This window comes from Escherichia sp. E14S1, assembly GCF_004211995.1.
Taxonomy (GTDB): Bacteria; Pseudomonadota; Gammaproteobacteria; order Enterobacterales; family Enterobacteriaceae; genus Escherichia.
This window is the reverse complement of the sequence record NZ_RHJQ01000003.1, coordinates 335,496-361,499: the sequence shown is the minus strand read 5'-3', so window position 1 is coordinate 361,499 and position 26,004 is coordinate 335,496. Positions and strand designations below refer to the sequence as shown.

29 protein-coding genes are annotated in these 26,004 nt (G+C 50.0%); 17 read left to right on the top strand and 12 right to left on the bottom strand.

The features are described from left to right. Window positions 1-13: 13 nt before the first annotated feature. Genes flgE through flgB form a run of 4 tightly spaced genes read right to left on the bottom strand, consistent with a single transcriptional unit; the run spans window position 14 to window position 2,775 of the window. Window positions 14-1,219, bottom strand: a complete 1,206-nt coding sequence (flgE, locus tag D9734_RS04015) for a flagellar hook protein FlgE (protein ID WP_130205517.1) — start codon at window positions 1,217-1,219, stop codon at window positions 14-16. A gap of 24 nt (window positions 1,220-1,243) precedes the next feature. Then, window positions 1,244-1,939 (bottom strand): flagellar hook assembly protein FlgD, encoded by a 696-nt coding sequence (gene flgD, locus D9734_RS04010; protein WP_064528545.1) that lies wholly within the window; start codon window positions 1,937-1,939, stop codon window positions 1,244-1,246. An 11-nt stretch (window positions 1,940-1,950) separates the two neighbouring features. Continuing rightward, window positions 1,951-2,355: a flagellar basal body rod protein FlgC gene (gene flgC, locus D9734_RS04005; protein ID WP_001196460.1), complete on the bottom strand. Its 405-nt coding sequence runs from the start codon at window positions 2,353-2,355 to the stop codon at window positions 1,951-1,953. 3 nt (window positions 2,356-2,358) lie between these two features. Beyond that, window positions 2,359-2,775 carry a flagellar basal body rod protein FlgB gene (flgB, locus tag D9734_RS04000; RefSeq protein WP_130205515.1) on the bottom strand — a complete coding sequence of 139 codons (417 nt, stop codon included), beginning with the start codon at window positions 2,773-2,775 and terminating at the stop codon, window positions 2,359-2,361. Between the two features lie 153 nt (window positions 2,776-2,928). Between flgB and flgA the strand changes: the two genes are divergently transcribed. The 3 genes from flgA to flgN all read left to right on the top strand — a co-directional run bounded on the left by flgA (window position 2,929) and on the right by flgN (window position 4,377). Beyond that, window positions 2,929-3,588, top strand: a complete 660-nt coding sequence (gene flgA / locus D9734_RS03995; protein WP_130205513.1) for a flagellar basal body P-ring formation chaperone FlgA — start codon at window positions 2,929-2,931, stop codon at window positions 3,586-3,588. 74 nt (window positions 3,589-3,662) lie between these two features. Further along, window positions 3,663-3,956 carry a flagellar biosynthesis anti-sigma factor FlgM gene (gene flgM, locus D9734_RS03990; RefSeq protein WP_130205511.1) on the top strand — a complete coding sequence of 98 codons (294 nt, stop codon included), beginning with the start codon at window positions 3,663-3,665 and terminating at the stop codon, window positions 3,954-3,956. Between the two features lie 4 nt (window positions 3,957-3,960). Next, window positions 3,961-4,377: a flagella biosynthesis chaperone FlgN gene (gene flgN / locus D9734_RS03985; protein ID WP_130205509.1), complete on the top strand. Its 417-nt coding sequence runs from the start codon at window positions 3,961-3,963 to the stop codon at window positions 4,375-4,377. Between the two features lie 39 nt (window positions 4,378-4,416). Here the strand turns inward: flgN and murJ are convergent, their stop codons facing one another. The 4 genes from murJ to rimJ all read right to left on the bottom strand — a co-directional run bounded on the left by murJ (window position 4,417) and on the right by rimJ (window position 8,228). After that, window positions 4,417-5,952, bottom strand: a complete 1,536-nt coding sequence (murJ, locus tag D9734_RS03980) for a murein biosynthesis integral membrane protein MurJ (protein ID WP_130205507.1) — start codon at window positions 5,950-5,952, stop codon at window positions 4,417-4,419. A 108-nt stretch (window positions 5,953-6,060) separates the two neighbouring features. Then, window positions 6,061-6,984 (bottom strand): Gfo/Idh/MocA family oxidoreductase, encoded by a 924-nt coding sequence (locus D9734_RS03975; RefSeq protein ID WP_130205505.1) that lies wholly within the window; start codon window positions 6,982-6,984, stop codon window positions 6,061-6,063. A gap of 1 nt (window position 6,985) precedes the next feature. Next, entirely contained in the window at window positions 6,986-7,633 is a 648-nt protein-coding gene (locus D9734_RS03970) for a YceH family protein (protein WP_130205503.1), read from the bottom strand. Window positions 7,634-7,643: 10 nt separating this feature from the next. After that, the gene (rimJ, locus tag D9734_RS03965) at window positions 7,644-8,228 is read right to left on the bottom strand and encodes a ribosomal protein S5-alanine N-acetyltransferase (protein WP_130205501.1); all 585 of its coding nucleotides are present in this window, start codon (window positions 8,226-8,228) and stop codon (window positions 7,644-7,646) included. Between the two features lie 235 nt (window positions 8,229-8,463). Here rimJ and mdtH point away from each other — a divergent pair, with 235 nt between their 5' ends. The 10 genes from mdtH (at window position 8,464) to D9734_RS03915 (ending at window position 15,888) form a co-directional block, all read left to right on the top strand. Further along, complete coding sequence (gene mdtH / locus D9734_RS03960; RefSeq protein WP_130205499.1) at window positions 8,464-9,672, top strand: multidrug efflux MFS transporter MdtH; 1,209 nt, start codon at window positions 8,464-8,466, stop codon at window positions 9,670-9,672. A 63-nt stretch (window positions 9,673-9,735) separates the two neighbouring features. Next, window positions 9,736-10,383 (top strand): glutaredoxin 2, encoded by a 648-nt coding sequence (gene grxB, locus D9734_RS03955; protein WP_130205497.1) that lies wholly within the window; start codon window positions 9,736-9,738, stop codon window positions 10,381-10,383. A 133-nt stretch (window positions 10,384-10,516) separates the two neighbouring features. Then, a complete protein-coding gene (locus D9734_RS03950; protein ID WP_064528527.1) occupies window positions 10,517-11,077 on the top strand; it encodes a lipoprotein in 561 nt (186 codons plus the stop codon). A gap of 105 nt (window positions 11,078-11,182) precedes the next feature. Beyond that, window positions 11,183-12,229, top strand: a complete 1,047-nt coding sequence (gene pyrC, locus D9734_RS03945) for a dihydroorotase (protein ID WP_130205495.1) — start codon at window positions 11,183-11,185, stop codon at window positions 12,227-12,229. Window positions 12,230-12,302: 73 nt separating this feature from the next. Then, complete coding sequence (dinI, locus tag D9734_RS03940) at window positions 12,303-12,548, top strand: DNA damage-inducible protein I (RefSeq protein ID WP_001217771.1); 246 nt, start codon at window positions 12,303-12,305, stop codon at window positions 12,546-12,548. Window positions 12,549-12,832: 284 nt separating this feature from the next. Further along, on the top strand, window positions 12,833-13,087 hold the full coding sequence (bssS, locus tag D9734_RS03935; RefSeq protein WP_000414435.1) for a biofilm formation regulator BssS: 255 nt from the start codon (window positions 12,833-12,835) through the stop codon (window positions 13,085-13,087). 114 nt (window positions 13,088-13,201) lie between these two features. Continuing rightward, window positions 13,202-14,320, top strand: coding sequence for an N-methyl-L-tryptophan oxidase (solA, locus tag D9734_RS03930; protein ID WP_130205493.1), 1,119 nt, complete (start codon window positions 13,202-13,204; stop codon window positions 14,318-14,320). Window positions 14,321-14,367: 47 nt separating this feature from the next. Further along, the gene (locus tag D9734_RS03925; protein WP_001253741.1) at window positions 14,368-14,481 is read left to right on the top strand and encodes a YceO family protein; all 114 of its coding nucleotides are present in this window, start codon (window positions 14,368-14,370) and stop codon (window positions 14,479-14,481) included. A 261-nt stretch (window positions 14,482-14,742) separates the two neighbouring features. Continuing rightward, on the top strand, window positions 14,743-15,309 hold the full coding sequence (locus tag D9734_RS03920) for a cytochrome b (RefSeq protein ID WP_130205491.1): 567 nt from the start codon (window positions 14,743-14,745) through the stop codon (window positions 15,307-15,309). A gap of 3 nt (window positions 15,310-15,312) precedes the next feature. After that, complete coding sequence (locus D9734_RS03915) at window positions 15,313-15,888, top strand: YceI family protein (RefSeq protein ID WP_064528519.1); 576 nt, start codon at window positions 15,313-15,315, stop codon at window positions 15,886-15,888. Window positions 15,889-15,929: 41 nt separating this feature from the next. On the opposite strand, the gene D9734_RS03910 is transcribed toward D9734_RS03915, so the two are convergent. After that, window positions 15,930-16,982, bottom strand: a complete 1,053-nt coding sequence (locus D9734_RS03910; RefSeq protein ID WP_130205489.1) for a rhodanese-related sulfurtransferase — start codon at window positions 16,980-16,982, stop codon at window positions 15,930-15,932. 223 nt (window positions 16,983-17,205) lie between these two features. Here D9734_RS03910 and lpxL point away from each other — a divergent pair, with 223 nt between their 5' ends. The 3 genes from lpxL to D9734_RS03895 all read left to right on the top strand — a co-directional run bounded on the left by lpxL (window position 17,206) and on the right by D9734_RS03895 (window position 19,981). After that, window positions 17,206-18,126: a kdo(2)-lipid IV(A) lauroyltransferase gene (gene lpxL, locus D9734_RS03905; protein WP_130205487.1), complete on the top strand. Its 921-nt coding sequence runs from the start codon at window positions 17,206-17,208 to the stop codon at window positions 18,124-18,126. 171 nt (window positions 18,127-18,297) lie between these two features. Further along, window positions 18,298-19,524: a multidrug efflux MFS transporter MdtG gene (gene mdtG / locus D9734_RS03900; protein WP_130205485.1), complete on the top strand. Its 1,227-nt coding sequence runs from the start codon at window positions 18,298-18,300 to the stop codon at window positions 19,522-19,524. 82 nt (window positions 19,525-19,606) lie between these two features. Further along, on the top strand, window positions 19,607-19,981 hold the full coding sequence (locus D9734_RS03895; RefSeq protein ID WP_130205483.1) for a MysB family protein: 375 nt from the start codon (window positions 19,607-19,609) through the stop codon (window positions 19,979-19,981). Here the strand turns inward: D9734_RS03895 and D9734_RS03890 are convergent, their stop codons facing one another. The 3 genes from D9734_RS03890 to mdoG form a co-directional block, all read right to left on the bottom strand. Further along, a complete protein-coding gene (locus D9734_RS03890; protein WP_130205481.1) occupies window positions 19,982-20,209 on the bottom strand; it encodes a YceK/YidQ family lipoprotein in 228 nt (75 codons plus the stop codon). It lies immediately after the preceding gene. 172 nt (window positions 20,210-20,381) lie between these two features. After that, window positions 20,382-22,925: a glucans biosynthesis glucosyltransferase MdoH gene (gene mdoH, locus D9734_RS03885; protein WP_130205479.1), complete on the bottom strand. Its 2,544-nt coding sequence runs from the start codon at window positions 22,923-22,925 to the stop codon at window positions 20,382-20,384. Continuing rightward, on the bottom strand, window positions 22,918-24,453 hold the full coding sequence (mdoG, locus tag D9734_RS03880) for a glucans biosynthesis protein MdoG (RefSeq protein WP_130205732.1): 1,536 nt from the start codon (window positions 24,451-24,453) through the stop codon (window positions 22,918-22,920). Before mdoG ends, mdoH begins: the two co-directional genes overlap by 8 nt. A 393-nt stretch (window positions 24,454-24,846) precedes the next feature. Between mdoG and mdoC the strand changes: the two genes are divergently transcribed. After that, the gene (gene mdoC, locus D9734_RS03875) at window positions 24,847-26,004 is read left to right on the top strand and encodes a glucans biosynthesis protein MdoC (RefSeq protein ID WP_130205477.1); all 1,158 of its coding nucleotides are present in this window, start codon (window positions 24,847-24,849) and stop codon (window positions 26,002-26,004) included.

Sequence of the window (26,004 nt, the reverse complement as noted above, 5' to 3'; positions counted from 1 at the left end):
ATCCCGTCAGCAATTAGCGTAAGTTAACCAGCGTGTTGAGGATCTGGTCCTGAGTTTTGATGGTCTGGGCGTTAGACTGATAGTTACGCTGGGCGACAATCATATTGACCAATTCTTTGCTGAGATCGACGTTAGACGCTTCCAGGGCACCGTTGGTCAGTGCGCCAAAATTGCCGGTCCCGGCGATTCCCAGCAGCGCGACACCAGAAGATTGCGTTGCAGACCAGACGTTGTCCCCCTCTGATGCCAGCCCTTCGTTGTTGGCAAAGTTGGCCAGCACAATCTGCCCCAGCAATTGGGTTTGTTCGTTCGAATAGTTCCCGACTACCGTGCCGTCATCGTTGATTTGATAACTCACCAGATCGCCCGGTTTGTAACCGTTCTGGGTGGTTGCCACAATATTGTTAGCGCCGGTGTTTTGCTGCATAGAGTTGAGGAAGCTGAGGGAGAATGTCGCAGGTTCCGCGCCGTTAATCGCGCCAGTGGTAATATCCTTTGTTGGATCCGACGTCAGAACACCATTGGCATCAAATTCCAGTGTTGTCGCTATCGTTGCAATGCTGTTTGGAGCACTACTATCCTGGGTGTAGACATCCCAGGTATTATCTTGCGTCTTCACAAAGTAGACGCTCATGTCATGGGCATTACCCTGACTGTCATACACCGTTACCGAACCTTTTTTGTTATAGCTATCGGCATCACTGGCGCTGAATGGCGTAACGGTAGGAAGCGTATCACTGGAGTTAAGGTTAATCTGCATAAACGCCGTGGTCGTGGACTTCGCCGCCATCAAGGTATTTGGAATCGAAATACTGCCTGGATTCGCCCCTTGCTGAATGGTCGGAGGCGTACCGGTTGCCGGATACCCGGTCAACTGTAAACCTTGCATATTCACAAGATTACGGTTTTCATCCAGTTTGAATTGCCCGTTACGGCTGTAAAACACCGAACCGTTACTGTCTACCAGACGGAAAAAACCGTTCTGGCTGATAGCGACGTCCAGGCCACGGCCAGTATTTGTGGTCGTGCCATCGGTAAAATCCTGAGTGATGCCAGCAACTTTTACCCCCAGTCCCACTTTCGAACCAGCAAACATATCAGCAAAAGAGGCCGTGCCGGATTTAAAGCCATAGGTGGCGGAGTTGGCGATATTGTTGCCAATGACATCGAGATTGGTGGCGGCAGCGTTTAATCCGCTAACCGCTTGAGAAAAGGCCATGACTGACTCCTGAAATGTGAAGGCTTAAATTATCTGCCGTACTTCGTCGAGGGTGGTGGTGCCGTAAGTGCCGAGATCCAGCGTGTTACCGTTATTGCCGCGAATCACGCCCTGTACCAGCGCAAACTGCAATGGCTGGGCAACCAACTGCGTACCGCCGTTGCTGGCACTAATTGCCACGTTATAAGAACCGTTCGGCGCGGTCGTACCATCAGTCAACGTGCCGTCCCAGGTGAAACTGTGGACTCCGGCGCTGAGCTCACCAATATCAATGGTGCGCACAACCGCGCCATTTTTATCGGTTATGGTTGCGGTCACTTTGTCTGCGGCCTGTTGCAGCTCAACACCAAACGGCGTGGTGGTGGTCACCGCCCCTTCTTCACTGCCAGTACCGGCAAGAATGGTGGTGCCGGGGATCATCACGCCGTGACCAATCAGGTTGCTGGCCTGTAGCGACTGGCTGTTATCAATCTGCCCGGAAATCGAGCCGAGTGTGGTGTTGAGCTTTTCAATCCCGCTGACCGTGCTGATTTGCGCCAGTTGTGACGTCAGCTCGTTGTTTTCCATTGGATTGGTCGGATCCTGGTTTTTCAGTTGCGCCACCAGCAACGTCAGAAAGCTGCTCTGTAAATCGGCGGCGTTACTGCCCGTAATCGAACTACTGCTGGTAGTGCTGACGCCGGTATTTGTCGGATCGGTGGTGGTTACCGCAATGGACATGACTTTCTCCTTTATTGACCGAGCGTGAGGGTTTTCAGCATCATGCTTTTCACCGTATTGAGTACTTCAACGTTGGCCTGATAGCTGCGCGACGCCGACATGGTGTTAACCATCTCGCCTACCACATCGACGTTTGGCATTTTCACGTAGCCCTTCGCGTCCGCCAGCGGATTACCCGGTTCATAGACCAGTTTGTCCGGGGCCTGGCTTTCAATCACGTCAGCCACTTTGACTCCGCCCGTCGCTGCCCCTGGCGCGGCGTTCACCTGGAACACCACCTGTTTTGCCCGATACGGCTGACCATCTGGCCCCGTCACGCTGTCGGCGTTGGCCAGGTTGCTGGCAGCCACGTTCAGACGCTGAGACTGAGCGGTTAACGCCGATCCGGCGATATCAAAAATATTCAGCAGTGCCATCCGTTAATTTCCGCTTTGTAATACGTTCATCATGCCTTTGATTTGTCCGCTCAACGCGCTAAGGCTCATCTGGTATTGCAGGCTGTTATCGGCAAACTGGGTGCGTTCGCGATCCATATCCACGGTATTGCCGTCCAGTGAAGGCTGGTCCGGAATACGGTATTGCAATTCTGTGACAGGAGGTGACAACGCCTGTGCTGGAATATGCTGCGACGAGGTCAACGTCAGCGCGACCACGCTGGTTTCATCTCTCCCGCGCTGCATCACTTTTTTAAGTTCACTGGCAAAATCCATATCGCGTGCCTGATAACCAGGGGTATCGGCATTGGCGATATTTGCCGCCAGCACTTCCTGACGCTGGGCGCGCAGATTGAGTGCCTCTTGTTGAAAACGTAAGGCGGCGTCGAGCTTATCGAGCATATCTCCTCCGCAGATATCAAAATTCTGCCGTCAGCTTAAAGACTTTACGCGCGCGTTATCGGCGGAATAAAAGCAAAATGGGTTGCTATTTATGCCGTTGATGGTCATTGCGTACGGGTACAATTCAGGCTGTGAAAATGGCCGGGGGCAAAAATGCTGACAATAATGCGCTGTGTGGCGATCATCACGATGTTGTTCAGTCCACTTAGTGCGGCTGGCGATTTCCCCTCACAATTGCAAACCTTTTTCGTTGCACAACTTGCAGGGCTAAGTGATGAGGTCCACGTTTCTATTCGTACTGCACCCAATTTATTGCCGCCATGCGAACAGCCGCTGCTTTCCATGACTAATAACGCCCGCCTGTGGGGCAATGTGAATGTGCTGGCACGTTGTGGCAACGATAAGCATTACGTGCAAGTGAATGTACAGGCGACAGGGAATTATGTTGTTGCAGCAATACCGGTTGTGCGTGGGGGAAAGCTTGACGCTGGCAGTGTAAAACTTAAACGCGGTAGACTGGATACACTACCGCCGCGTACCGTGCTGGATGCTAATCAACTGGTTGATGCGGTTAGCCTGCGCGATTTGGTCCCCGAACAACCTATACAGCTGACTATGCTGCGTCAGGCCTGGCGGGTAAAAGCAGGACAACGCGTTAACGTGATTGCCAGTGGCGATGGGTTCAGTGCAAATGCTGAAGGTCTGGCGCTGAATAACGCTTCCGTCGCGCAAAAAGCCCGCGTGAGAATGATATCGGGTCAGGTAGTCAGTGGCGTAGTGGATGCCGATGGGAATATTCTTATAAACCTGTAAGCTATTAAAGATTGCCCGTCCATTGCCGATAAATAAGCAACAAATGATAAAGCGCCCTCAATGAGGAATAAACCATGAGTATTGACCGCACTTCCCCCCTGAAGCCTGTAAGCACCGTTCAGCCACGTGAAACCAGTGACGCTCCGGTAGCCAATACCCGCGCAGCAAAAACGACGGCTACCGCCAGTACTAACGTCAAGTTAAGCGATGCGCAGGCAACACTGATGCAACCGGGCAGCAGTGATATCAATCTTGAACGCGTTGAAGCATTAAAATTGGCGATTCGTAATGGTGAACTAAAAATGGATGTCGGCAAAATTGCCGATGCGCTGATCAACGAAGTGCAACAAGATTTAATGAGTAAATAATCAGATGCCGCGTCTTGCTGAGATTCTCAACCAGATGTCTGTGGTGCTTAACGAGCTTAATATAGTGATGGTCCAGGAGCAGCAACATCTCTCTATGGGGCAGTTCACCGGTAGCCAGTTGCAACATATTACAGAACAAAAAAGCTCAATGCTGGCGACTCTGGATTACCTGGAACAGCTGCGTCGACAGGCACCGGATACAGAAATAAGTGAAGATATTGCGCAATGCTGGCAGGAAATCACCGAGAAAACGCAGCAATTGCGCCAGTTAAATCAGCATAACGGCTGGCTACTGGAAGGGCAGATTGAGCGCAATCAACAGGCACTGGAAATGCTGAAACCGCATCAGGAGCCGACACTGTACGGGGCGAACGGTCAGACCTCAACACCCTGGCGCGGTGGTAAAAAGATTTCTATTTGAAGATTTTCTCCGGCCTGCGATGCAGGCCGGAATTCTACGTTAAGCAGTACGACGAGCAAATTCTTTTACTTTGAAGCCCAACACCGCCAGTGCGGCAAAGTATGCTGCAATTCCCGCGACAACGACCGCCATCAAACGCAGTAAACGCCAGGGCATAGTGCCCAACGACCAGTCCGGCATAATATGCAACATGCCTAAAAGCACACCAGACATCACCAGTACCGCCACGAGTAAACGCAGCAGAAACGCAGTCCAGCCGGGTTGTGGGGTAAAGATTTTCTGCTTACGCAACTGCCAGTAAAGCAGCGAAGCATTCAGACACGCCGCCAGACCAATGGAAAGCGACAGTCCGGCATGTTTCAACGGGCCGATAAATGCAAGGTTCATCAATTGCGTCAAAATCAGCGTGACGATGGCAATTTTCACCGGCGTTTTAATGTCCTGCCGTGAATAAAATCCCGGAGCCAGCACTTTCACCACAATCAGGCCAATCAAACCTACCGAGTAGGCAATTAACGCCCGCTGGGTCATCAGCGCATCAAAGGCGGTAAATTTACCGTACTGGAACAGCGAAACAGTTAACGGACCGGAGAGGATGCCCAGCGCCACCGCACTTGGCAGCGCCAGCAGGAAACAAAGACGCAGCCCCCAGTCCATCAGACGGTTGTATTCATCGTGATTACCACTGGCAAAACTTTTCGACAGCGACGGCAGCAAAATGGTCCCCAGCGCCACGCCCAGTACACCGGACGGAAACTCCATCAAACGGTCGGCATAATACATCCATGACACCGAGCCGGAGGCAAGAAATGAGGCAAAAATAGTGTTGATGATTAAGGAAATCTGGCTAACAGAGACGCCAAGAATCGCCGGCCCCATCTGTTTCACTACGCGCATCGCCCCTGCATCGTGGAAGTTAATGCGCGGCAATACCAACATACCAATCTTCTTCAGATGCGGTAGCTGATAAACCAGTTGCAGGATGCCGCCCACCGTAACTGCCCACGCCAGCGCCAGGACAGGTGGATTAAAGTACGGCGCAGCAAACAGCGCAAAGCCAATCATGCTGATGTTGAGTAACGTTGGGGCAAATGCCGGAATCGAGAAACGGTTCCAGGTATTCAGAATTGCCCCCACCAGCGATGCCAGTGAAATCAATAAGATATAAGGAAATGTAATCTGTAATAACTGGCTGGTAAGTGCGAATTTATCGGCAGTATCCGCAAAGCCCGGCGCGGTTACCATGATCACCCACGGCGCGGCGAGCATGCCGGCGACCGTCACAACCGCCAGCGCCAGTGTCAGCAGACCAGAGACATAAGAGACAAAGACCCGCGTGGCATCTTCACCCTGCTTGCTTTTATATTCCGCCAGAATCGGCACGAAAGCCTGGGAGAATGCCCCTTCAGCAAAGATACGGCGTAACAAGTTAGGAAGTTTGAACGCGACAAAAAAGGCGTCGGTTGCCATCCCTGCGCCAAAGATTCTGGCGACAATAGCGTCGCGTGCGAAGCCAAGCACACGCGAAAACATGGTCATCGAGCTGACGGCGGCCAGCGATTTTAATAAATTCATCGGTGTTCTAATCCAGACCCACGGCAAAACGCCTGCAAGGCAGGCGCTGAAAGAGGCGAATAGTCTACCTGGATTATGGTGAATTGCTACCGCCAGATGTTACAGGGTTTATTCACTCATCGCATCGCGCCAGATCTTATCAACGATGCGCTGCGCCAGCACCGCCTGTTCACCCGCGGTTTGCGGAACTGTCTGATTTTGCACGCATTCAATGAAATGGCGCGCACAACCGACAAATCCACGCTGCTCGAGGGTACTTTGCCAGCCAGGAATCGGTTTATGCACCACGCCCTGCCCACGCTCCTCACGCCATTCACGCATATCGGTGATGTCGATTAATGCCCCTTCAGTCACTGCCAGCACCGCTTCACGCTGACTTCCGGCACGACGATGCATAGAGGTGGTGATTTGTAACTGACCTGCCGAAAAATGGTGCTCGGCAAACAGCATTTCGCCGGACTCATTGGTCAGCAACGTACCGCTTTCGAGAGTTGCATTGCCGCCAGACAACCACAGCGCGGTATCAACCACATGCAAATAATCATCCAGCAAGGTGAAATAAAGATCGTGTGGCCCGACGCTATTGGTACGATGTTTATCCATTCTTAGCGAGGCTGCGCTGGCAAGCTGCGTTTTTAACTCACTGTACAGCGGCGCGAAACGACGGTTAAAGCCGACCATCAGTGTCAGTTTTTTGCGCGCTGCAAGTTCAACCAGTCGCTCGGCATCGCGCAGATTTTCCGCCAGCGGTTTATCGACACAGACATGTACACCTGCATTTAATAACGCACTGACCACCTCAAAATGACTGGCGGTGCTGGAGTGGACAAATACCGCATCGCAACTGGCGGCAAGGTTAGATAACGAATCGGCGTAAGGAATGCGCCAGCTTTCACAAATTGAGATGGCTTTCTCACGCGTTGGCGACCACGCCCCCTGTAGCGTCCAGTCAGACGCTGCTGCCAGCACTGGCAGCCACGCTTTTTGCGCGATGCCGCCTAAACCCACTACGCCGATACGTAATTTTTTCACGTTAATCTCCCAGATGGGCCAGCAACGAATCAAGACGCTGTTTCAGTTCTGCCACCTCGATTTCCAGGGCTTCGACGCGGGATTGTAAATCACCACCAACCGCGTTCGACGTTTCTGTAAGCACAGGCTGATCATCCACCTCGCCACTGAAAAGATGCATATAGCGGCTTTCGCGTTTACCCGGTTCGCAAGCCAGACGAACGACAAAAGGCCCATCTTCGCGATTAGCCAGTTGTTCCAGCGTCGTTTCTACTTCCGTCATATCGCTGAATTCATACATCCGCGCCGCGCGACTGCGCAGTTCACCTGGCGTCTGAGCACCGCGCAACAACAAGGTGGTAATTAATGCGACTTCCGCGGCGCTAAGTTTCAGGTCACCAAACTCAGAGTTGCAGAAACGTTGTTCATATTTGGTGACTCGATTACCAAAGCCACTCACCGTGCGCAGATAATGGCGTTTTACCAGATTATCCAGTTGCTCCTGTACCTCGGATTCGCTCAGATTCATTACCGGTTCACGGTTTGTTTTCTGGTTACAGGCCGTTACCACGCCATTCACGGAAAGCGGGTATTGCTCTGGCGTCGTCACCTGTTTTTCCAGCAAACAGCCAATCACACGGGCTTCCAGTACGGTAAGTTGATACTTCATGAAATTCTCCTTAGCGGCCGGGCGTCCAGTCCGGGGTGGTTAATGCCGTCAGTACGTGATCGCGCCATTTTCCATCAATCAACAAATAATCTTTCGCATAGCCTTCTTTTTCAAACCCCAACCGCGCCAGCAAATCACCGCTGCGTTTATTGTGCGGCATATAGTTGGCCATAATACGATGAATATGTTGGGTGCGTTGCATATAGCGAATGGCGGCGGTCAGAGCTTCAAACATCAGTCCTTTACCCTGCCATTTTTGTCCGATCGAATAACCGAGATAACAGGCGTGAAAAGAGCCGCGTACCACATTGGAAAAATTGGCTACGCCAATAATCTCTTTCTCATCTGGATCAAATAATCCAAAGTAAAAGGCTGAGCCCTGTTTATGAAATTCGTTAATCATGCTTAACCTGGCCTGCCAGCCTGAAGGATAGCAGTGGCTTTCATCGCGCACCGGCTCCCAGGGCTTCAGGAAATGGCGATTCTCTGCGTAATAATCCGCCAGTCGCCAGGCATCACGTTCATGCACCAGACGCACGACCAGTCGGTCGGTGGTTAAGCGCACTTTTGGCACGTTACTGCGATAGCCAAACATTCTATACCTACTCCTTCCCGTAACGTCTTTAATACGCTGTAAGTATTACTATACCTGCGCAACCAGAGCCTGTGAAAAGTCCAAAATACCATTTTCTGCATTATTCACATATTTGATAAAAACTCTCTATCAAAGCGACGTTTTGATAAAAAAATATTGTCCCCGATATGATGGGAAAAATCTTAGCAGCAATGCAGAATAGAAAGTGCTCATCTTTTATTTCCCGGGAGGGGAAATGTCGCGCGTATCGCAGGCGAGGAACCTGGGTAAATATTTCCTTCTCGTCGATAATATGCTGGTCGTGCTGGGGTTCTTTGTTGTCTTCCCGCTGATCTCTATCCGCTTCGTTGATCAAATGGGCTGGGCCGCCGTAATGGTCGGTATTGCCCTCGGTCTGCGTCAGTTCATTCAGCAAGGATTAGGCATTTTCGGCGGTGCTATTGCCGACCGTTTTGGCGCTAAACCGATGATCGTTACCGGTATGCTGATGCGCGCCGCCGGATTCGCCACCATGGGCATCGCCCATGAACCCTGGATGCTGTGGTTTTCTTGTTTGCTCTCGGGCCTCGGCGGTACGTTATTTGATCCGCCGCGTTCGGCGCTGGTGGTGAAATTAATTCGTCCGGAACAACGGGGCCGTTTTTTCTCCCTGTTGATGATGCAGGACAGTGCCGGTGCGGTCATTGGCGCGCTGTTGGGGAGTTGGTTATTGCAATACAATTTTCGCCTGGTCTGCGCCACGGGGGCAATTCTGTTTGTATTGTGTGCAGCGTTTAACGCCTGGTTGTTGCCCGCATGGAAACTCTCTACCGTGCGTACGCCAGTCCGCGAAGGCATGACCCGCGTGATGCGCGATAAACGTTTTGTCACCTATGTCCTGACACTCGCGGGCTACTACATGCTGGCTGTGCAGGTGATGTTGATGCTGCCGATTATGGTCAACGACGTAGCCGGAGCGCCCTCTGCCGTTAAATGGATGTATGCCATCGAAGCGTGTCTGTCGTTAACGTTGCTCTACCCTATCGCCCGCTGGAGCGAAAAGCGTTTTCGTCTGGAACACCGGTTGATGGCGGGGCTACTGGTGATGTCATTAAGCATGATACCCGTGGGCATGGTCAGTGGCCTGCAACAACTTTTCACCCTGATTTGTCTGTTTTATATTGGCTCGATCATTGCCGAACCTGCGCGTGAAACTCTTAGCGCCTCGTTAGCGGATGCACGAGCGCGCGGCAGTTATATGGGGTTTAGTCGGCTGGGCCTGGCGATAGGCGGCGCTATTGGCTATATCGGCGGCGGCTGGCTGTTTGACCTGGGTAAATCCACGCAACAACCGGAGTTGCCGTGGATGATGTTGGGCGTTATTGGCCTCATCACCTTCCTTGCATTGGGCTGGCAATTTAGCCATAAACGTGCCGCGCGTCGGTTGCTGGAACACGACGCCTGATTTGATACTCCCCCCTGACTCCTCCATACTGAAAGTGAACTGACAGCCAAATGGAGGAGTCACGTGAAGCTATATATTTACGATCACTGCCCTTACTGCCTCAAAGCCCGCATGATTTTCGGCCTGAAAAATATCCCCGTCGAATTACACGTTCTGCTCAACGACGATGCAGAAACACCCACCCGGATGGTCGGTCAAAAACAGGTTCCCATTCTGCAAAAAGATGACAGCCGCTATATGCCAGAAAGCATGGACATTGTTCACTATGTTGATAAGCTCGACGGCAAACCGTTACTGACTGGTAAACGCTCCGCCGCCATTGAAGAGTGGCTGCGCAAGGTCAACGGCTATGCCAATAAACTGCTGTTGCCGCGTTTTGCCAAATCGGCTTTTGATGAGTTTTCTACTACCGCCGCACGCAAATACTTCATCGACAAGAAAGAGGCCAGCGCGGGTAATTTTGCCGAGCTTCTCTCTCATTCTGATGGGTTAATTAAAAATATCAGCGATGATTTACGTGCACTGGATAAACTCATCGTCAAGCCAAACGCCGTGAATGGCGAGCTTTCGGAAGATGACATTCAACTTTTTCCGCTGCTGCGTAATCTGACGCTGGTTGCAGGAATAAACTGGCCAAGCCGCGTCGCTGATTACCGCGATAACATGGCTAAACAGACGCAAATCAATTTACTATCATCAATGGCGATTTAATCCTGACCTGCCGCGGCAGCCTGTATTCGCGGGTTGCCGCTGTTTTCAGTTTTTTCTGCTGGCGAGTTTATCGCTGGTGACACATGCTGCGTTATGTCAGGATATTGACGCAGATTTCATGTCGAGGACTACCATGAACAAGTTTTTATTTGCCGCTGCATTAATCGTCAGTGGCCTGCTCGTTGGCTGTAATCAACTCACCCAATACACCATCACCGAACAAGAGATTAACCAGTCGCTTGCGAAACATAATAATTTCTCAAAAGATATCGGTTTGCCCGGCGTGGCTGACGCCCATATAGTGCTGACAAACCTGACCAGCCAAATTGGTCGTGAAGAACCTAATAAGGTTACCCTAACCGGGGACGCCAATCTGGATATGAACTCTCTGTTCGGCAGCCAAAAAGCAACCATGAAACTGAAGCTGAAAGCGCTGCCTGTGTTTGATAAAGAGAAAGGCGCTATCTTCCTGAAAGAGATGGAAGTGGTCGACGCGACCGTGCAGCCGGAAAAAATGCAAACCGTGATGCAAACGTTACTTCCCTATTTGAATCAGGCATTACGCAATTACTTTAACCAGCAGCCGGCTTACATCCTGCGCGAAGATGGCAGCAAAGGCGAAGCAATGGCTAAAAAACTGGCAAAAGGTATTGAAGTGAAACCAGGTGAAATAGTCATTCCGTTCACTGATTAATTACGAGGGCGTATTTGCGCCCTTTATTTTTCGTGCAAAGGAAAACGTTTCCGCTTATCCTTTGTGTCCGGCAAAAACATCCCTTCAGCCGGAGCATAGAAATTAATGACTGCACCATCCCAGGTATTAAAGATCCGCCGCCCAGACGACTGGCACCTTCACCTCCGCGATGGCGACATGTTAAAAACTGTCGTGCCGTATACCAGCGAAACCTATGGTCGGGCCATCGTTATGCCCAATCTGGCACCGCCTGTAACAACAGTTGAGGCTGCTGTGGCTTATCGCCAACGTATCCTTGACGCCGTACCGGACGGACACGATTTCACCCCGCTGATGACCTGTTATTTAACAGACTCGCTGGACCCCAATGAGCTGGAGCGTGGATTTAACGAAGGCGTGTTCACCGCCGCAAAACTTTACCCTGCAAACGCCACCACCAACTCCAGCCACGGCGTGACGTCGGTTGACGCAATCATGCCAGTACTTGAGCGCATGGAAAAAATCGGTATGCCGCTGCTGGTACATGGTGAAGTGACCCATGCTGACATCGACATTTTTGACCGTGAAGCGCGTTTTATTGAGACGGTCATGGAGCCACTACGCCAGCGCCTGACCGCGCTGAAAGTCGTTTTCGAGCACATCACCACCAAAGATGCTGCTGACTATGTTCGTGACGGAAATGAACTATTGGCCGCCACCATTACTCCCCAGCATCTGATGTTTAACCGTAACCATATGCTGGTTGGCGGTGTGCGTCCGCATCTCTACTGTCTGCCGATCCTCAAACGCAATATTCACCAACAGGCGCTGCGTGAGCTGGTCGCCAGTGGTTTTGATCGCGTTTTTCTGGGTACCGATTCCGCGCCACATGCCCGTCATCGTAAAGAGAGTAGCTGCGGCTGTGCAGGTTGCTTTAATGCGCCATCGGCGCTGGGTAGCTATGCAACCGTATTTGAAGAGATGAATGCACTACAGCATTTTGAAGCATTCTGTTCTTTAAACGGGCCGAAATTCTATGGATTACCGGTCAATGAATCGTTTATTGAGCTGATACGCGAAGAACAGCAAATTGCTGATAGCATCGCTCTGACAGACGACACGCTTGTTCCTTTCCTGGCAGGGGAAACTGTACGTTGGTCTTTTAAGCAATAAAAAACGTAGCCACCTGTTGTCTTTAGCTTATTTTGCCTGTATAAATAACCAGTATATTCAACAGGGGGCTATTATGCGAATTGAAGTCACCATAGCGAAAACTTCTCCACTACCCACTGGGGCCATTGACGCTCTGGCGGGTGAACTTTCTCGTCGTATTCAGTATGCGTTTCCGGACAATGAAGGTCACGTATCGGTACGATATGCTGCGGCAAATAATTTATCGGTTATTGGCGCAACAAAAGAAGATAAACAGCGCATTAGCGAAATTCTACAAGAAACGTGGGAAAGCGCCGATGACTGGTTTGTTAGCGAATAATATGCAGTGATGTTTGTTTTTGCCGGGTCGCCCCGGCTTTTTTATATTTTAAGATTGTTTGTACAAATTTTACACTCCCTCAAAATAATTGCACAATATGCTAAAAAAATATGAACGACATGCTGTTTTATTGTTCATATAAATCTTAAAAGCAAAAAAATATCTCACTACCCCTTTAAAATTTCGGTGAATACCCATATTTATTGATATACTGAAGTTGCTTCAGATAAAAACGCATTGAACCTCGAATAACGTTGTCTAGTAACACGAATTAGGGGGCCATGATGGAAAAAAACAATGAAGTCATTCAGACTCATCCGCTCGTAGGGTGGGACATCAGCACCGTTGATAGCTATGATGCGCTGATGTTGCGTTTGCACTACCAGACCCCAAATAAGTCCGAGCAGGAAGGGACTGAAGTTGGTCAGACACTCTGGTTAACTACTGATGTTGCCAGACAATTTATTTCGATATTAGAAGCAGGAATCGCCAAAATTGAATCTGGTGATTTCCATGTCAATGAGTATCGGCGTCATTAACATGACATGACCATCCACCCAAAAGGCACCTTAACGGTGCCTTTACCATTTCTGGGTTGTATATCGTTTGTTACTTATTTACTCTGCTTAAACCATGAGAGCAGAGAGAAAAAAATGAAATACGATCTCATCATTATTGGCAGCGGTTCCGTAGGCGCTGCAGCCGGGTATTATGCCACCCAGGCCGGTTTGAAAGTGCTGATGACCGACAGCCATATGCCGCCACATCAACACGGCAGCCACCACGGAGATACGCGATTAATTCGCCATGCTTATGGCGAAGGCGAAAAGTATGTCCCGCTAGTACTCCGTGCGCAAACCCTGTGGGAAGAACTCTCCCGTCACAACGAAGAAGACCCCGTTTTTGTGCGCTCCGGCGTCATCAACCTCGGCCCTGCCGACTCCGAGTTTCTCGCCAATGTCGCCCACAGCGCGGAACAATGGCAACTCAACGTCGAAAAACTGGATGCACAGACAATTATGGCCCGCTGGCCGGAAATACGCGTCCCTGACAACTATATCGGGCTATTTGAGGCCGATTCCGGTTTTTTACGCAGCGAACTGGCGATTAAAACCTGGATCAAACTGGCGAATGAAGCTGGCTGCGCACAACTGTTTAACTGTCCGGTCACCGCAATTCGTCATGACGATAACGGCGTAACTATTGAAACGGCGGACGGCGAGTACCAGGCGAAGAAAGCGATCGTCTGTGCAGGTACCTGGGTAAAAGAGCTGCTACCAGAACTGCCCATCCAGCCCGTACGTAAAGTATTCGCCTGGTATCAGGCCGATGGCCGCTATAGCGTGAAGAATAAATTCCCGGCCTTTACCGGTGAATTGCCCAATGGCGATCAATACTACGGTTTTCCGGCGGAAAACGATGCTCTGAAGATTGGGAAACATAACGGTGGTCAGGTCATTCATTCAGCGGATGAACGTGTTCCGTTTACGGAAATCGACAGTGACGGTTCCGAAGCTTTCCCATTCTTACGTAGTGTGTTGCCAGGTATCGGCTGCTGCCTGTATGGCGCTGCTTGCACCTATGATAATTCGCCTGACGAAGATTTTATTATCGATACCCTACCAGGACACGCTAATACGCTACTGATTACCGGCCTGAGTGGGCATGGCTTTAAATTTGCTTCGGTATTAGGGGAAATAGCCGCTGATTTTGCGCAAGACAAAAAAATCGATTTTGATTTAACGCCATTCCGGCTTTCCCGCTTCCAATAATCATCATCACGGCCTCTAAGTTGAGGCCGTTTTTACAGGAGCTTTTAATGCGTCGCCTGGTGAACTATCTCATCAATAATATTCGCGAACATCTCATGCTTTATCTTTTTCTCTGGGGGGTATTGGCGATTATGGATCTGATCTATGTGTTTTATTTTTAATCACCAGGCGCTGACACAAACTGACAAAAATTTAATTTCCCTTTCATTTGGCGTGAAAATTTGAATAAGCTTATTCCAGTCGCAACAGCATTCACCAGACATCCCTCAGCCTGGAACCACTAAACTTATGAAGATTCTTTCATTATTAAATCAAAATTATTGAAATAAAAATAAATATCATTCGGATTGTTGTTTTTAAGTTGCAATTCATCTCATGACAGGCCATTTTCATTACCTCGTGAATATGTTCTGGATGCAGTTATGCAATTCATAAATTCCCCTCAACGCTATGGTGTTATTTCTGCCGCTTTGCATTGGCTAACGGCAATTATTGTCTATGGCATGTTTGCTTTAGGTTTGTGGATGGTAACGTTAAGTTATTACGACGGTTGGTATCATAAGGCGCCAGAGTTGCATAAAAGCATCGGTATTCTATTAATGATGGGGCTGGTTATTCGCGTTCTCTGGCGTTTAATTTCTCCTCCGCCTGGCCCACTGAAAAGCTATTCCCCCGGTATACGTTACGGAGCGAAAGCAGGCCATCTGGCACTTTATCTTTTGCTCTTTGCTATTGGCTTGAGCGGCTACCTTATTTCGACCGCCGATGGCAAACCCATCAGCATCTTTGGTTGGTTTGAAATCCCCGCAACGCTTGCCGACGCAGGCACGCAAGCTGACTTAGCAGGCGCTCTACATTTCTGGTTTGCCTGGAGTGTCGTCGTCCTGTCAGTTATGCACGGATTTATGGCGCTGAAACATCATTTCATCGATAAAGACGACACCCTGAAGCGCATTCTGGGAAAGTCGTCATCTGACTATGGAGTATAAAAAATGAAAAAAAGCCTGCTTGGTTTAACCTTCGCTTCCCTGTTGTTCTCTGCCGGTTCAGCTATCGCTGCCGATTACAAAATTGACAAAGAAGGCCAGCACGCCTTTGTCAATTTCCGCATTCAACATCTGGGCTACAGCTGGGTTTACGGCACTTTTAAAGATTTCGACGGTACTTTTACGTTTGATGAAAAGAATCCGGCTGCCGATAAAGTCAATGTCACCATTAACACCACCAGCGTAGATACCAACCATGCCGAGCGCGATAAACATCTGCGCAGCGCGGATTTCCTCAACACAGCAAAATATCCGCAGGCAACCTTTACGTCCACTAGCGTAAAAAAAGACGGTGACGAGCTGGATATCACAGGTGATCTGACACTGAATGGCGTAACTAAACCAGTAACGCTAGAAGCGAAGTTGATTGGTCAGGGCGACGACCCATGGGGTGGTAAACGTGCAGGCTTCGAAGCTGAAGGTAAAATTAAGCTGAAAGACTTCAATATCAAGTCAGATTTAGGTCCGGCCTCTCAGGAAGTTGATCTGATTATTTCGGTGGAAGGTGTACAGCAGAAATAATGCTGAAATGTTGCCGGATGACGCGCATCCGGCAATGATGTTTATTCCGCAGGATCAGGTATGCCCAGTGTCGTATTCAGGCGTCCCCGCGACTTATTGAAGATTTTATTGCCATTTTCTCGTCCGGCTCGACGGCGTCGTTGTTCTTCTGGCGGTAATGCGCTCTCTTCGCAGCAAATCTCACTACAACACCCCTTGAATTTCTCAGCACACGTCGGACACTGGATAAACAGCAAGTGACAGCCATCATTTTTACAGTTGGTATGGCTGTCGCATGGCGTGCCGCACTGATGGCAATGTGCAATAATTTCATCAGAGATGCGCTCGCCCATCCGTTCGTCAAAAACGAAATTTTTGCCAACAAAACGCACTGGTAAGCCTTGTTCACGCGCCTTACGGGCGTATTCAATAATGCCGCCTTCAATATGCCAGACTTTATTAAAGCCGTTATGCTTCATCCAGGCACTGGCCTTTTCGCAACGAATGCCACCAGTGCAGTACATGACGATTTTTTTATCTTTATGCGTCTGCATCATCTCAACCGCTTTCGGCAGTTGTTCACGAAAGGTATCAGCCGGAATTTCCAACGCATTTTCGAAATGGCCGACTTCATATTCATAGTGGTTGCGCATGTCGATAAACAGCGTATCGGGATCATCAAGCATGGCATTCACTTCCGCCGCTTGCAGGTATTCCCCGACATTAGTGGCATCAAATTGAGGATCGTCAATCCCGTCGGCGACAATCCGCTCGCGGACCTTCATGCGCAGCACCCAAAAGGATTTCCCATCATCATCCAACGCGATATTCAGGCGTAAACCATCTAAAGCAGGATCAAAAGCATAAAGCTGTGCACGAAATGTCTCGACGTTGCTCGCTGGTACACTAATTTGCGCGTTGATCCCCTCATGTGCCAGATAGACCCGGCCAAAAACATTCAACGAAGCAAATAGCTGATATAAAGCATCGCGGGTCACTTTAGGATCGGCAATATGGAAATATTTATAAAACGAAATGGTGGTGCGCGGTTCACTCTCGGCCAGCATTTTGGCTTTCAGTGCGTCGTTGGAAATTCGGTTGTGTAACACTGGCATGGTGTACGGTTCCTGCGAGGTGGGAAAGTAAAATCCGGCGCATGATATAGCAATAATCGCAAATTAACATCCACACATTTTACGCTACATTTGCGCATTAAAAATTATTAATAGTTTACATGCGCGGCATTTTCGCCCAGTCTTCAGCCTCAAATTTTGGTTGAGGGCGAAAAAATGCGACAATACATACAATTGCCCGTATAGGTTGAAAGACAGGATTGATATGACGAATCTACCCAAGTTCTCCACCGCACTGCTTCATCCGCGTTATTGGTTAACCTGGTTGGGTATTGGCGTACTTTGGTTAGTCGTTCAGTTACCCTACCCAATCATCTACCGCCTTGGCATTGCGACGGGGCGACTGGCGTTACGTTTAATGAAACGACGCGCCAAAATTGTGCATCGCAACCTGGAACTGTGCTTCCCGGAAATGAGCGAACAAGAGCGCCAGCAGATGGTGATTAAGAATTTTGAATCCGTTGGCATGGGACTGATGGAAACCGGCATGGCATGGTTCTGGCCAGAAAGTCGGGTTGCCCGCTGGACGGAAGTTATCGGCATGGAGCATGTCCGTGACGTGCAGGCGCAAAAGCGTGGCATCCTGTTAGTTGGCATCCATTTTCTGACGCTGGAACTCGGTGCACGACAATTTGGAATGCAGGAGCCGGGGATCGGGGTTTATCGCCCGAATGACAATCCATTGATCGACTGGCTGCAAACCTGGGGCCGCCTGCGTTCGAATAAATCGATGCTCGATCGCAAAGATTTAAAAGGGATGATTAAAGCCCTGAAAAAAGGTGAAGTCGTCTGGTATGCGCCGGATCACGATTACGGTCCGCGCTCGAGCGTTTTTGTGCCATTGTTCGCTGTTGAGCAGGCGGCAACCACTAGCGGCACCTGGATGTTGGCACGAATGTCCGGCGCATGTCTGGTGCCATTTGTCCCTCGTCGTAAGCCGGACGGCAAAGGTTATCAATTGATCATGCTGCCGCCAGAGTGTTCACCGCCTCTGGATAACGCTGAAACCACCGCCGCGTGGATGAACAAAGTGGTCGAAAAATGCATCATGATGGCGCCAGAACAATACATGTGGTTGCATCGCCGCTTCAAAACGCGCCCGGAAGGCGTTCCTTCACGTTACTAACCTTCTTTATGCCGGATGCGCAGCATCGCATCCGGCACATCAGCATCAAATTCCCTGATTTAGCGATAAAAGCTCTCTGCATTGCGTCACTTATAAGTCAGGCGCATAATTAGTGTGCTTATCTTTTATTCTCTTGTTCACCGCGCCCTGGCGCACCAACAGCGGATTGCTATGTCACCCTGTGAAAATGACACTCCCATAAACTGGAAACAAAACCTGCTCGTTGCCTGGCTTGGCTGTTTTCTTACCGGCGCCGCCTTCAGTCTGGTAATGCCGTTCTTACCCCTCTACGTTGAGCAACTCGGCGTTACGGGCCACTCGGCGCTAAATATGTGGTCAGGGATTGTCTTCAGTATTACCTTTCTATTTTCTGCCATTGCTTCTCCGTTCTGGGGAGGATTAGCTGACCGCAAAGGTCGAAAAATTATGCTCCTGCGCTCTGCCCTCGGGATGGGTATCGTGATGGTGCTGATGGGGGTAGTGCAAAATATCTGGCAATTTCTGATCCTGCGAGCATTGCTGGGTCTGCTCGGTGGATTTGTCCCTAATGCCAACGCACTAATCGCCACTCAGGTCCCACGCAATAAAAGCGGCTGGGCGCTGGGTACGCTCTCTACCGGTGGGGTTAGCGGCGCGCTGCTCGGCCCCATGGCTGGCGGCTTGCTCGCCGATAACTACGGCTTACGCCCGGTATTTTTTATTACCGCCAGTGTGCTAATACTCTGCTTTTTCGTCACCCTATTTTGTATCAAAGAGAAATTCCAGCCAGTCAGCAAAAAAGAGATGCTGCACATGCGGGATGTCGTGACATCGCTTAAAAACCCGAAGCTGGTACTTAGCCTGTTTGTCACAACATTAATCATCCAGGTCGCCACCGGTTCAATCGCGCCAATCCTGACACTCTATGTCCGCGAACTGGCGGGGAATGTCAGTAATGTTGCTTTTATCAGCGGCATGATTGCCTCGGTCCCCGGTGTGGCTGCGCTACTTAGCGCGCCACGACTTGGCAAACTGGGGGATCGTATCGGGCCAGAGAAGATCCTGATAACGGCGCTGCTCTTTTCTGTGCTGCTGTTAATCCCTATGTCTTACGTCCAGACACCATTCCAACTGGGGGTTTTACGCTTTTTACTCGGGGCCGCCGATGGTGCGTTACTCCCCGCAGTACAAACGCTACTGGTCTATAACTCAACAAACCAAATCGCCGGACGAATTTTCAGCTACAACCAGTCATTTCGTGATATTGGCAACGTTACGGGACCATTGATGGGCGCGGCTATCTCGGCAAACTATGGTTTCCGCGCAGTGTTTCTGGTCACCGCAGGAGTTGTGTTGTTTAACGCGGTTTATTCCTGGAACAGTTTGCGTCGCCGCCGATTGCCCCAAGTGACAGGCTGATTTTTCGCCTTTCATACTTGCAAAAGCGCATAATCAGCTATTCTTTCCCTGAATACATCATCAAATCAAAGGGAGAATCGTGATGACTATGTACGCAACGCTTGAAGAAGCCATTGATGCCGCACGGGAAGAATTTCTTGCTGACAACCCCGGAATCGATGCAGATGAAGCAAATGTGCAACAGTTCAATGTCCAGAAATATATTCTGCAAGATGGCGACATTATGTGGCAGGTTGAGTTTTTTGCTGATGAAGGCGAAGAAGGTGAATGTCTGCCAATGTTCAGCGGTGAAGCTGCACAAAGCGTCTTTGACGGCGATTATGATGAAATTGAAATCCGCCAGGAATGGCAGGATGAAAATACGCTGCATGAATGGGACGAAGGCGAATTTCAGCTTGAGCCGCCTCTGGATACTGAAGAAGGACGCGCTGCCGCCGATGAATGGGATGAGCGTTAATTACTCATATGGCCCATGTTGAATATCAATAGGCAGTAGTAAGGTATCAAAGACGAGGGAGAACGGCAGATCGAGGATCGTAACATAGCGCCATGCGGAGTCACGAACATCCCATTGCACCCCGGGATAATATTGGTTGCCATGCCCCTGCCCCGGTAAAGTGCGGCTAATGATGCTGCCACAGCCACTCAGTAAGGTAACCATGATGCCTACCACAATGAAACGCATTTGATACCTCTTTCCTAAAAAAATACCGGCATTACGCCGGTATTTTTATTGGCTCGTTGTTTTTGCCGGATGCGGCGTGAACGCCTTATCCGACCTACAAAATCTTGCAAACTCAATATATCGCAGGAACAATGTAGGCCTGATAAGCGTAGCGCATCAGGCAACTACGTTTTTATTGCGAAGCCGCATCCGGGTTACGCAATGCCTGTGGATTCAGCTTTATCCCTTCATAGTAACTCACCCATGAAGAATATTTCTCCGGAGAGTTCCATACGCGGAAATGCAAACGTGCCATCGTTACCGGATCGCTCAAAAGCACCAGACGACGATCGCGGTTCAGCTTCTCTGGCGTCTCGTTCAGCGCCTGTTCAACGTGGCGGTCACGGGCGATTTCCAGCACCTTACTGGCGCGGTGACGAGCGGTCGCCATTGCCGTTGCCAGGGCGTTAAACGACGGGTTAAATACCGCGTGCATAAAGCCATCGTCGAGAGAACGTTGACGGTTCATCTCAAGGAAACGATCGGTATCTACCAGCACCTGCGGCGGTGAATACTCTTCCGGGATCAGGAACAGTTTCCAGCGTTTAGCACGCAGCCCCACGGTCGCACGACTGGAGATCACCGAAACAAACGGTGACAGGATCAGCGAGAAGACAATCGGCGCCAGCCAGAACAGGAATCTCAGATCCAGCCATGCCATGCCAACCGCCCACACCAGGCCCAGTAACAGTTGCGAACCGTGACGTTTAAAGGCTTCTCCCCAGGAAGTGGAGTCATCATCACGTTGCGGTGAATTCCACACCACCTCCCAGCCGAGGAAGGCACTGACCACGAATACCGTATGAAACAGCATGCGCACCGGCGCCAGCAGTACGGAGAACAGCACTTCCAGTAGCAACGACAAGGTGACGCGCCAGAAGCCACCATACTCTTTAGTCCCTTTGCACCAGATGAGCAAAATACTCAACAATTTTGGCAGGAACAGCAGCACCATTGTTGAGGCAAACAGTGCAATCGCCAGTTCAGGACGCCATTGCGGCCACACCGGGAACAACTGCCGTGGTTGCAGGAAGTATTGCGGTTCGGTCAACGCATGCACTACCTGCAATGCGGTCGAGAGTGCGAGGAACATAAACCACAGCGGCGCAGAGAGATAAGACATTACCCCCGTCAGGAACACCGCACGGTGTACCGGGTGCATCCCTTTAACCAGGAACAGGCGGAAGTTCATCAGGTTGCCGTGACACCAGCGACGGTCACGCTTTAGCTCGTCCAGCAAGTTTGGTGGCAACTCTTCATAAGAGCCCGGGAGATCGTACGCAATCCATACTCCCCAACCTGCACGGCGCATCAGTGCCGCTTCTACAAAGTCGTGCGACAGGATTGAACCGGCAAAAGAGCCTTCACCCGGCAACGGCGCCAGCGCGCAGTGCTCGATAAAGGGTTTCACGCGGATAATCGCGTTATGCCCCCAATAGTGCGACTCGCCAAGTTGCCAGAAGTGCAGACCGGCAGTGAACAATGGCCCATAAACACGGGTCGCAAACTGCTGGCAGCGCGCGTACAGCGTATCCATACCAGATGCTTTCGGCGAAGACTGGATAATCCCGGCGTTCGGGTTGGCTTCCATCAGGCGCACCAGGCCGCACAAGCAATCACCGGTCATCACTGAATCGGCATCCAGCACTACCATGTAGCTGTACTGACTGCCCCAGCGACGGCAGAAGTCATCGATATTACCGCTTTTACGCTTTACACGACGGCGGCGGCGGCGATAGAAAATCTGCCCTTCGCCGCCGACTTCAGCGATAAGCTCCATCCAGGCTTTTTGCTCTGCGACGCAGATATCCGGGTTGTAACTATCACTCAGAATGTAGACATCAAAGTGTTTAGCATTGCCGGTGGCTTTTACCGATTCCCACGTTGCGCGCAAGCCTGCAAAGACGCGATTCACGTCTTCATTACAGATGGGCATGATCAATGCCGTACGATGCTCCGGGTTTAGCGGTTCATCGCCAACGGTCGACGCAGAAATACTGTATTTATCGCGACCAATGAGCAGTTGCAGGAACCCCATCAACGCGGTCCAGAAACCGGCAGACACCCAGCAGAAAAGAACAGCAAAGAGGATCAGAATGCCGGTTTGCAGCATATAGGGCAGGAGCTGCATAAAGGAAACCCACAGATCCTGATCGACCATATCAACCGGATTAATAAACGCCCACCCCTGGTACGGCAGAATCGTCTTCATGTACCAGGTAGCGACAACGGTTTGCGCCAGTGTCAGGATAAGCAGGATATAACGACGGATTGTCCCGACGGTACGCCACTTTTGCTCGCTTTCCTGTTCTTCTTTGGTTAACCGAGCCAGATAGCGCGGTGTCACATCGCGGCCGCGCAGACGATCCCAGAATCGCCCTACCGGGTTAGTTCGCCACGGATCGGGAAACATAGAGGAGCGTTTTGCTTTCGGCATTGCCTGAAGCTGATCGCGTCCTTCGTCGTCCTTAATTAACTGCCCATCAGCCAGCGAATCCGGCCAGGCTTGTTCAAGACGTGCCTTCACCGACCCTTGCGGGGAGTCATCCTCCCGCGCATAGATGCGGTGTTCGGCATCCAGCGCCTGATGAACGGCGCGGATATCGGTCTTCGGCAATGCCGCTTTCTCACTGGCGGAGATGGGCATTGCGTCAATGTACTCAGTTGTTTTATTCATTGGCAGGTAACTGGTAGCTCCAGGTTTCACTCAACGTCTGATCGGCATTCACCAGCGCAGCACGCATTTCAGTGGTTTTCTTGGCATCTTTCACTTTCACGCGCATTACCAGACGCCAGCCTTTGGTGACCGGGTTATAACGCACTGTACTCTCTACAATCTCACCATTATCGCCAATACTGGTTTGTGCGGTGACTGGCGTATCCGCTGGCAGTTTTTTCATTTCTGCACCAGTAAAATCGACCACAAAGGCGATAGTACCGTCAGGTTGACGAATCAGGTTTGATTGTTTCACATCCCCCGTTGAACGACGCGTCTGCTGTACCCAGGCGTTATCTGGCGCATGCAATTTGTCTTCGTCCCGGCTGAAGGTGATGGTGTATTTAAAGTTCATCTCTTTACCCGGTTCCGGCAGCTGGTCCGGCGTCCAGTAAGCGACGATGTTATCGTTAGTTTCATCGTTAGTCGGGATTTCTACCAACTCAACGCTACCTTTGCCCCACTCCCCTTTCGGTGTTACCCAGGCGCTTGGACGCAGATCGTAACGGTCGTCGAGATCTTCAAAACGAGAGAAGTTGCGGCCACGCTGTAACAGACCAAACCCTTGCGGATTCTCCATAGAGAAGCTGCTAACTGCCAGATGTTTCGGGTTATTCAGCGGACGCCAGATCCACTCGCCGTTACCGGCATGGATAGACAAGCCGTTTGAGTCGTGCAATTCCGGACGATAGTTATTCGCCGGAGACGGCTGGTTCGGTCCGAACAGGAACATACTGGTTAGCGGCGCAACACCCAGTTTGCCGACTTTGTCGCGCAGATAAATTTTAGACTGCACATCAACAACCGTGTCACGTCCTGGCATAACCACAAACTTGTAAGCGCCTGTCGCTCGCGGTGAGTCAAGCAATGCATAAATGGTTAAACGTTTATCAGTCGGTTTTGGTCGCTCGATCCAAAACTCTTTAAAGCGCGGAAATTCTTCACCGGATGGCAACGCGGTATCAATTGCCAGGCCGCGGGCAGAAAGGCCATAAACCTGACCTGAACCAATCACGCGGAAATAGCTGGCCCCGAGCATGCTGACGATTTCATCGTTTTTATCTTTGCTGTTGATCGGGTAAAGCACTTTAAAACCGGCAAAACCAAGGTCTTTTACCGTGTCTTTGTCATGCTGAACATCGCCGAATGTAAAATAATCCGGACTGTATTTGATTCTTTTTACTGCCGTTGCAGTAACTTCATTGATTTTGACCGGCGTGTCGAAGTACATACCCTGATGGTAGAACTCGAGCTTGAATGGGGTCTTCAGATTGTTCCAGTAGGCTTTGTCATGATTAAACTGGATCTGCTGATAGTCCGCGTATTTCATGTCGCGGAAAACGGAGGGCAAGTTGCTTTTAGGCGCCTCATAGCCTTTTCCGGCTAAGGATTGAGCTTGCTTTGCAACATCGTCAATGCTGAACGCCCAGCTTGAAGATGTATACAGGGTTAACATTACTGCAGCACTCAACCAACGCATTTTCATCATTTGTAGTTTATGTTTCATAATAAGTAAGCACTTCCCCCTTTGTGTGCTTATATCGATCCGATCTATTTTAATGGATAACCAGCCATTACGACAACAGAATCCCGGCGTTATTCAGCATGCTGGCTCATGGATTAAGCACTTGATTGCGGCCGTTTTCACTTTCCGTGCTTCTCCTAAAGACAGAAGCAGCGAGTTCGTGTAGGGTTTGCCAGCAAATTTATTTATCAACAGTCTTACAGACGCTTCCATTTTGGTTAGTGGTAGTGACTATGCCGCGCAAAAACACCCGCGAAGCCTGTGCCAGATGCGGTCGGGTCGATGTTGTTATGGCAAAAGCCTAAAGGCATTACCCGGCAGGGATAAGACGAAAAATCCGAGATTAGTTAATCATATATGAATCCAGTACCCGCGCAGCGTGAATATTTCCTCGACTCCATCCGCGCCTGGTTGATGTTGTTAGGGATCCCTTTTCATATTTCTTTAATCTATTCAAGCCACACCTGGCATGTGAATAGCGCAGAGCCGTCCTGGTGGCTGACACTTTTTAACGATTTCATCCACTCGTTCCGCATGCAGGTATTTTTCGTTATTTCTGGTTATTTTTCCTACATGCTTTTTTTGCGCTACCCATTGAAAAAATGGTGGAAAGTTCGTGTCGAACGCGTGGGGATCCCGATGTTAACGGCCATTCCTCTGCTGACCTTGCCGCAATTCATTATGCTGCAGTATGTCAAAGGCAAAGCAGAAAGCTGGCCTGGCCTGTCATTGTATGACAAATATAATACACTGGCCTGGGAATTAATTTCGCACCTGTGGTTTTTACTGGTATTGGTGGTCATGACGACACTTTGCATATGGATATTTAAGCGCATCAAAGATAATTTAGATAATTCCGATAACAAAAATAAAAAATTCTCAATGGCTAAACTATCGGTGATCTTCTTATGCCTCGGCATCGGCTATGCGGCAATAAGAAGAACGCTCTTTATCGTTTATCCGCCTATTTTAAGCGATGGCATGTTCAATTTTATTTTCATGCAGACGCTGTTTTATATGCCGTTTTTTATCCTTGGTGCATTAACTTTTATTTTCCCTAATCTTAAAGCCTTGTTTACCACACCTTCTCGTGGTTGCACACTCGCTGCAGCAATGGCATTTGTCGCATATTTGCTCAATCAACGTTACGGTAGCGGCGATGCCTGGATGTATGAAACCGAGTCGGTGATCACGATGGTACTCGGCTTGTGGATGGTGAATGTGGTTTTCTCCTTTGGTCACCGTTTGCTCAATTTTCAGTCGGCGCGGGTGACCTATTTTGTAAACGCATCGCTGTTTATCTACCTGGTTCACCACCCGTTAACGCTGTTTTTCGGCGCATACATCACCCCGCATATCACCTCAAATTGGCTTGGTTTTCTCTGCGGTCTGATATTTGTGATAGGGATTGCGATAATTCTGTATGAAATTCATTTACGCATTCCGTTGTTGAAGTTTTTGTTCTCCGGAAAACCGGCCATTAAGCGCGAGAATGATAAAGCGCCAGCCCGCTGA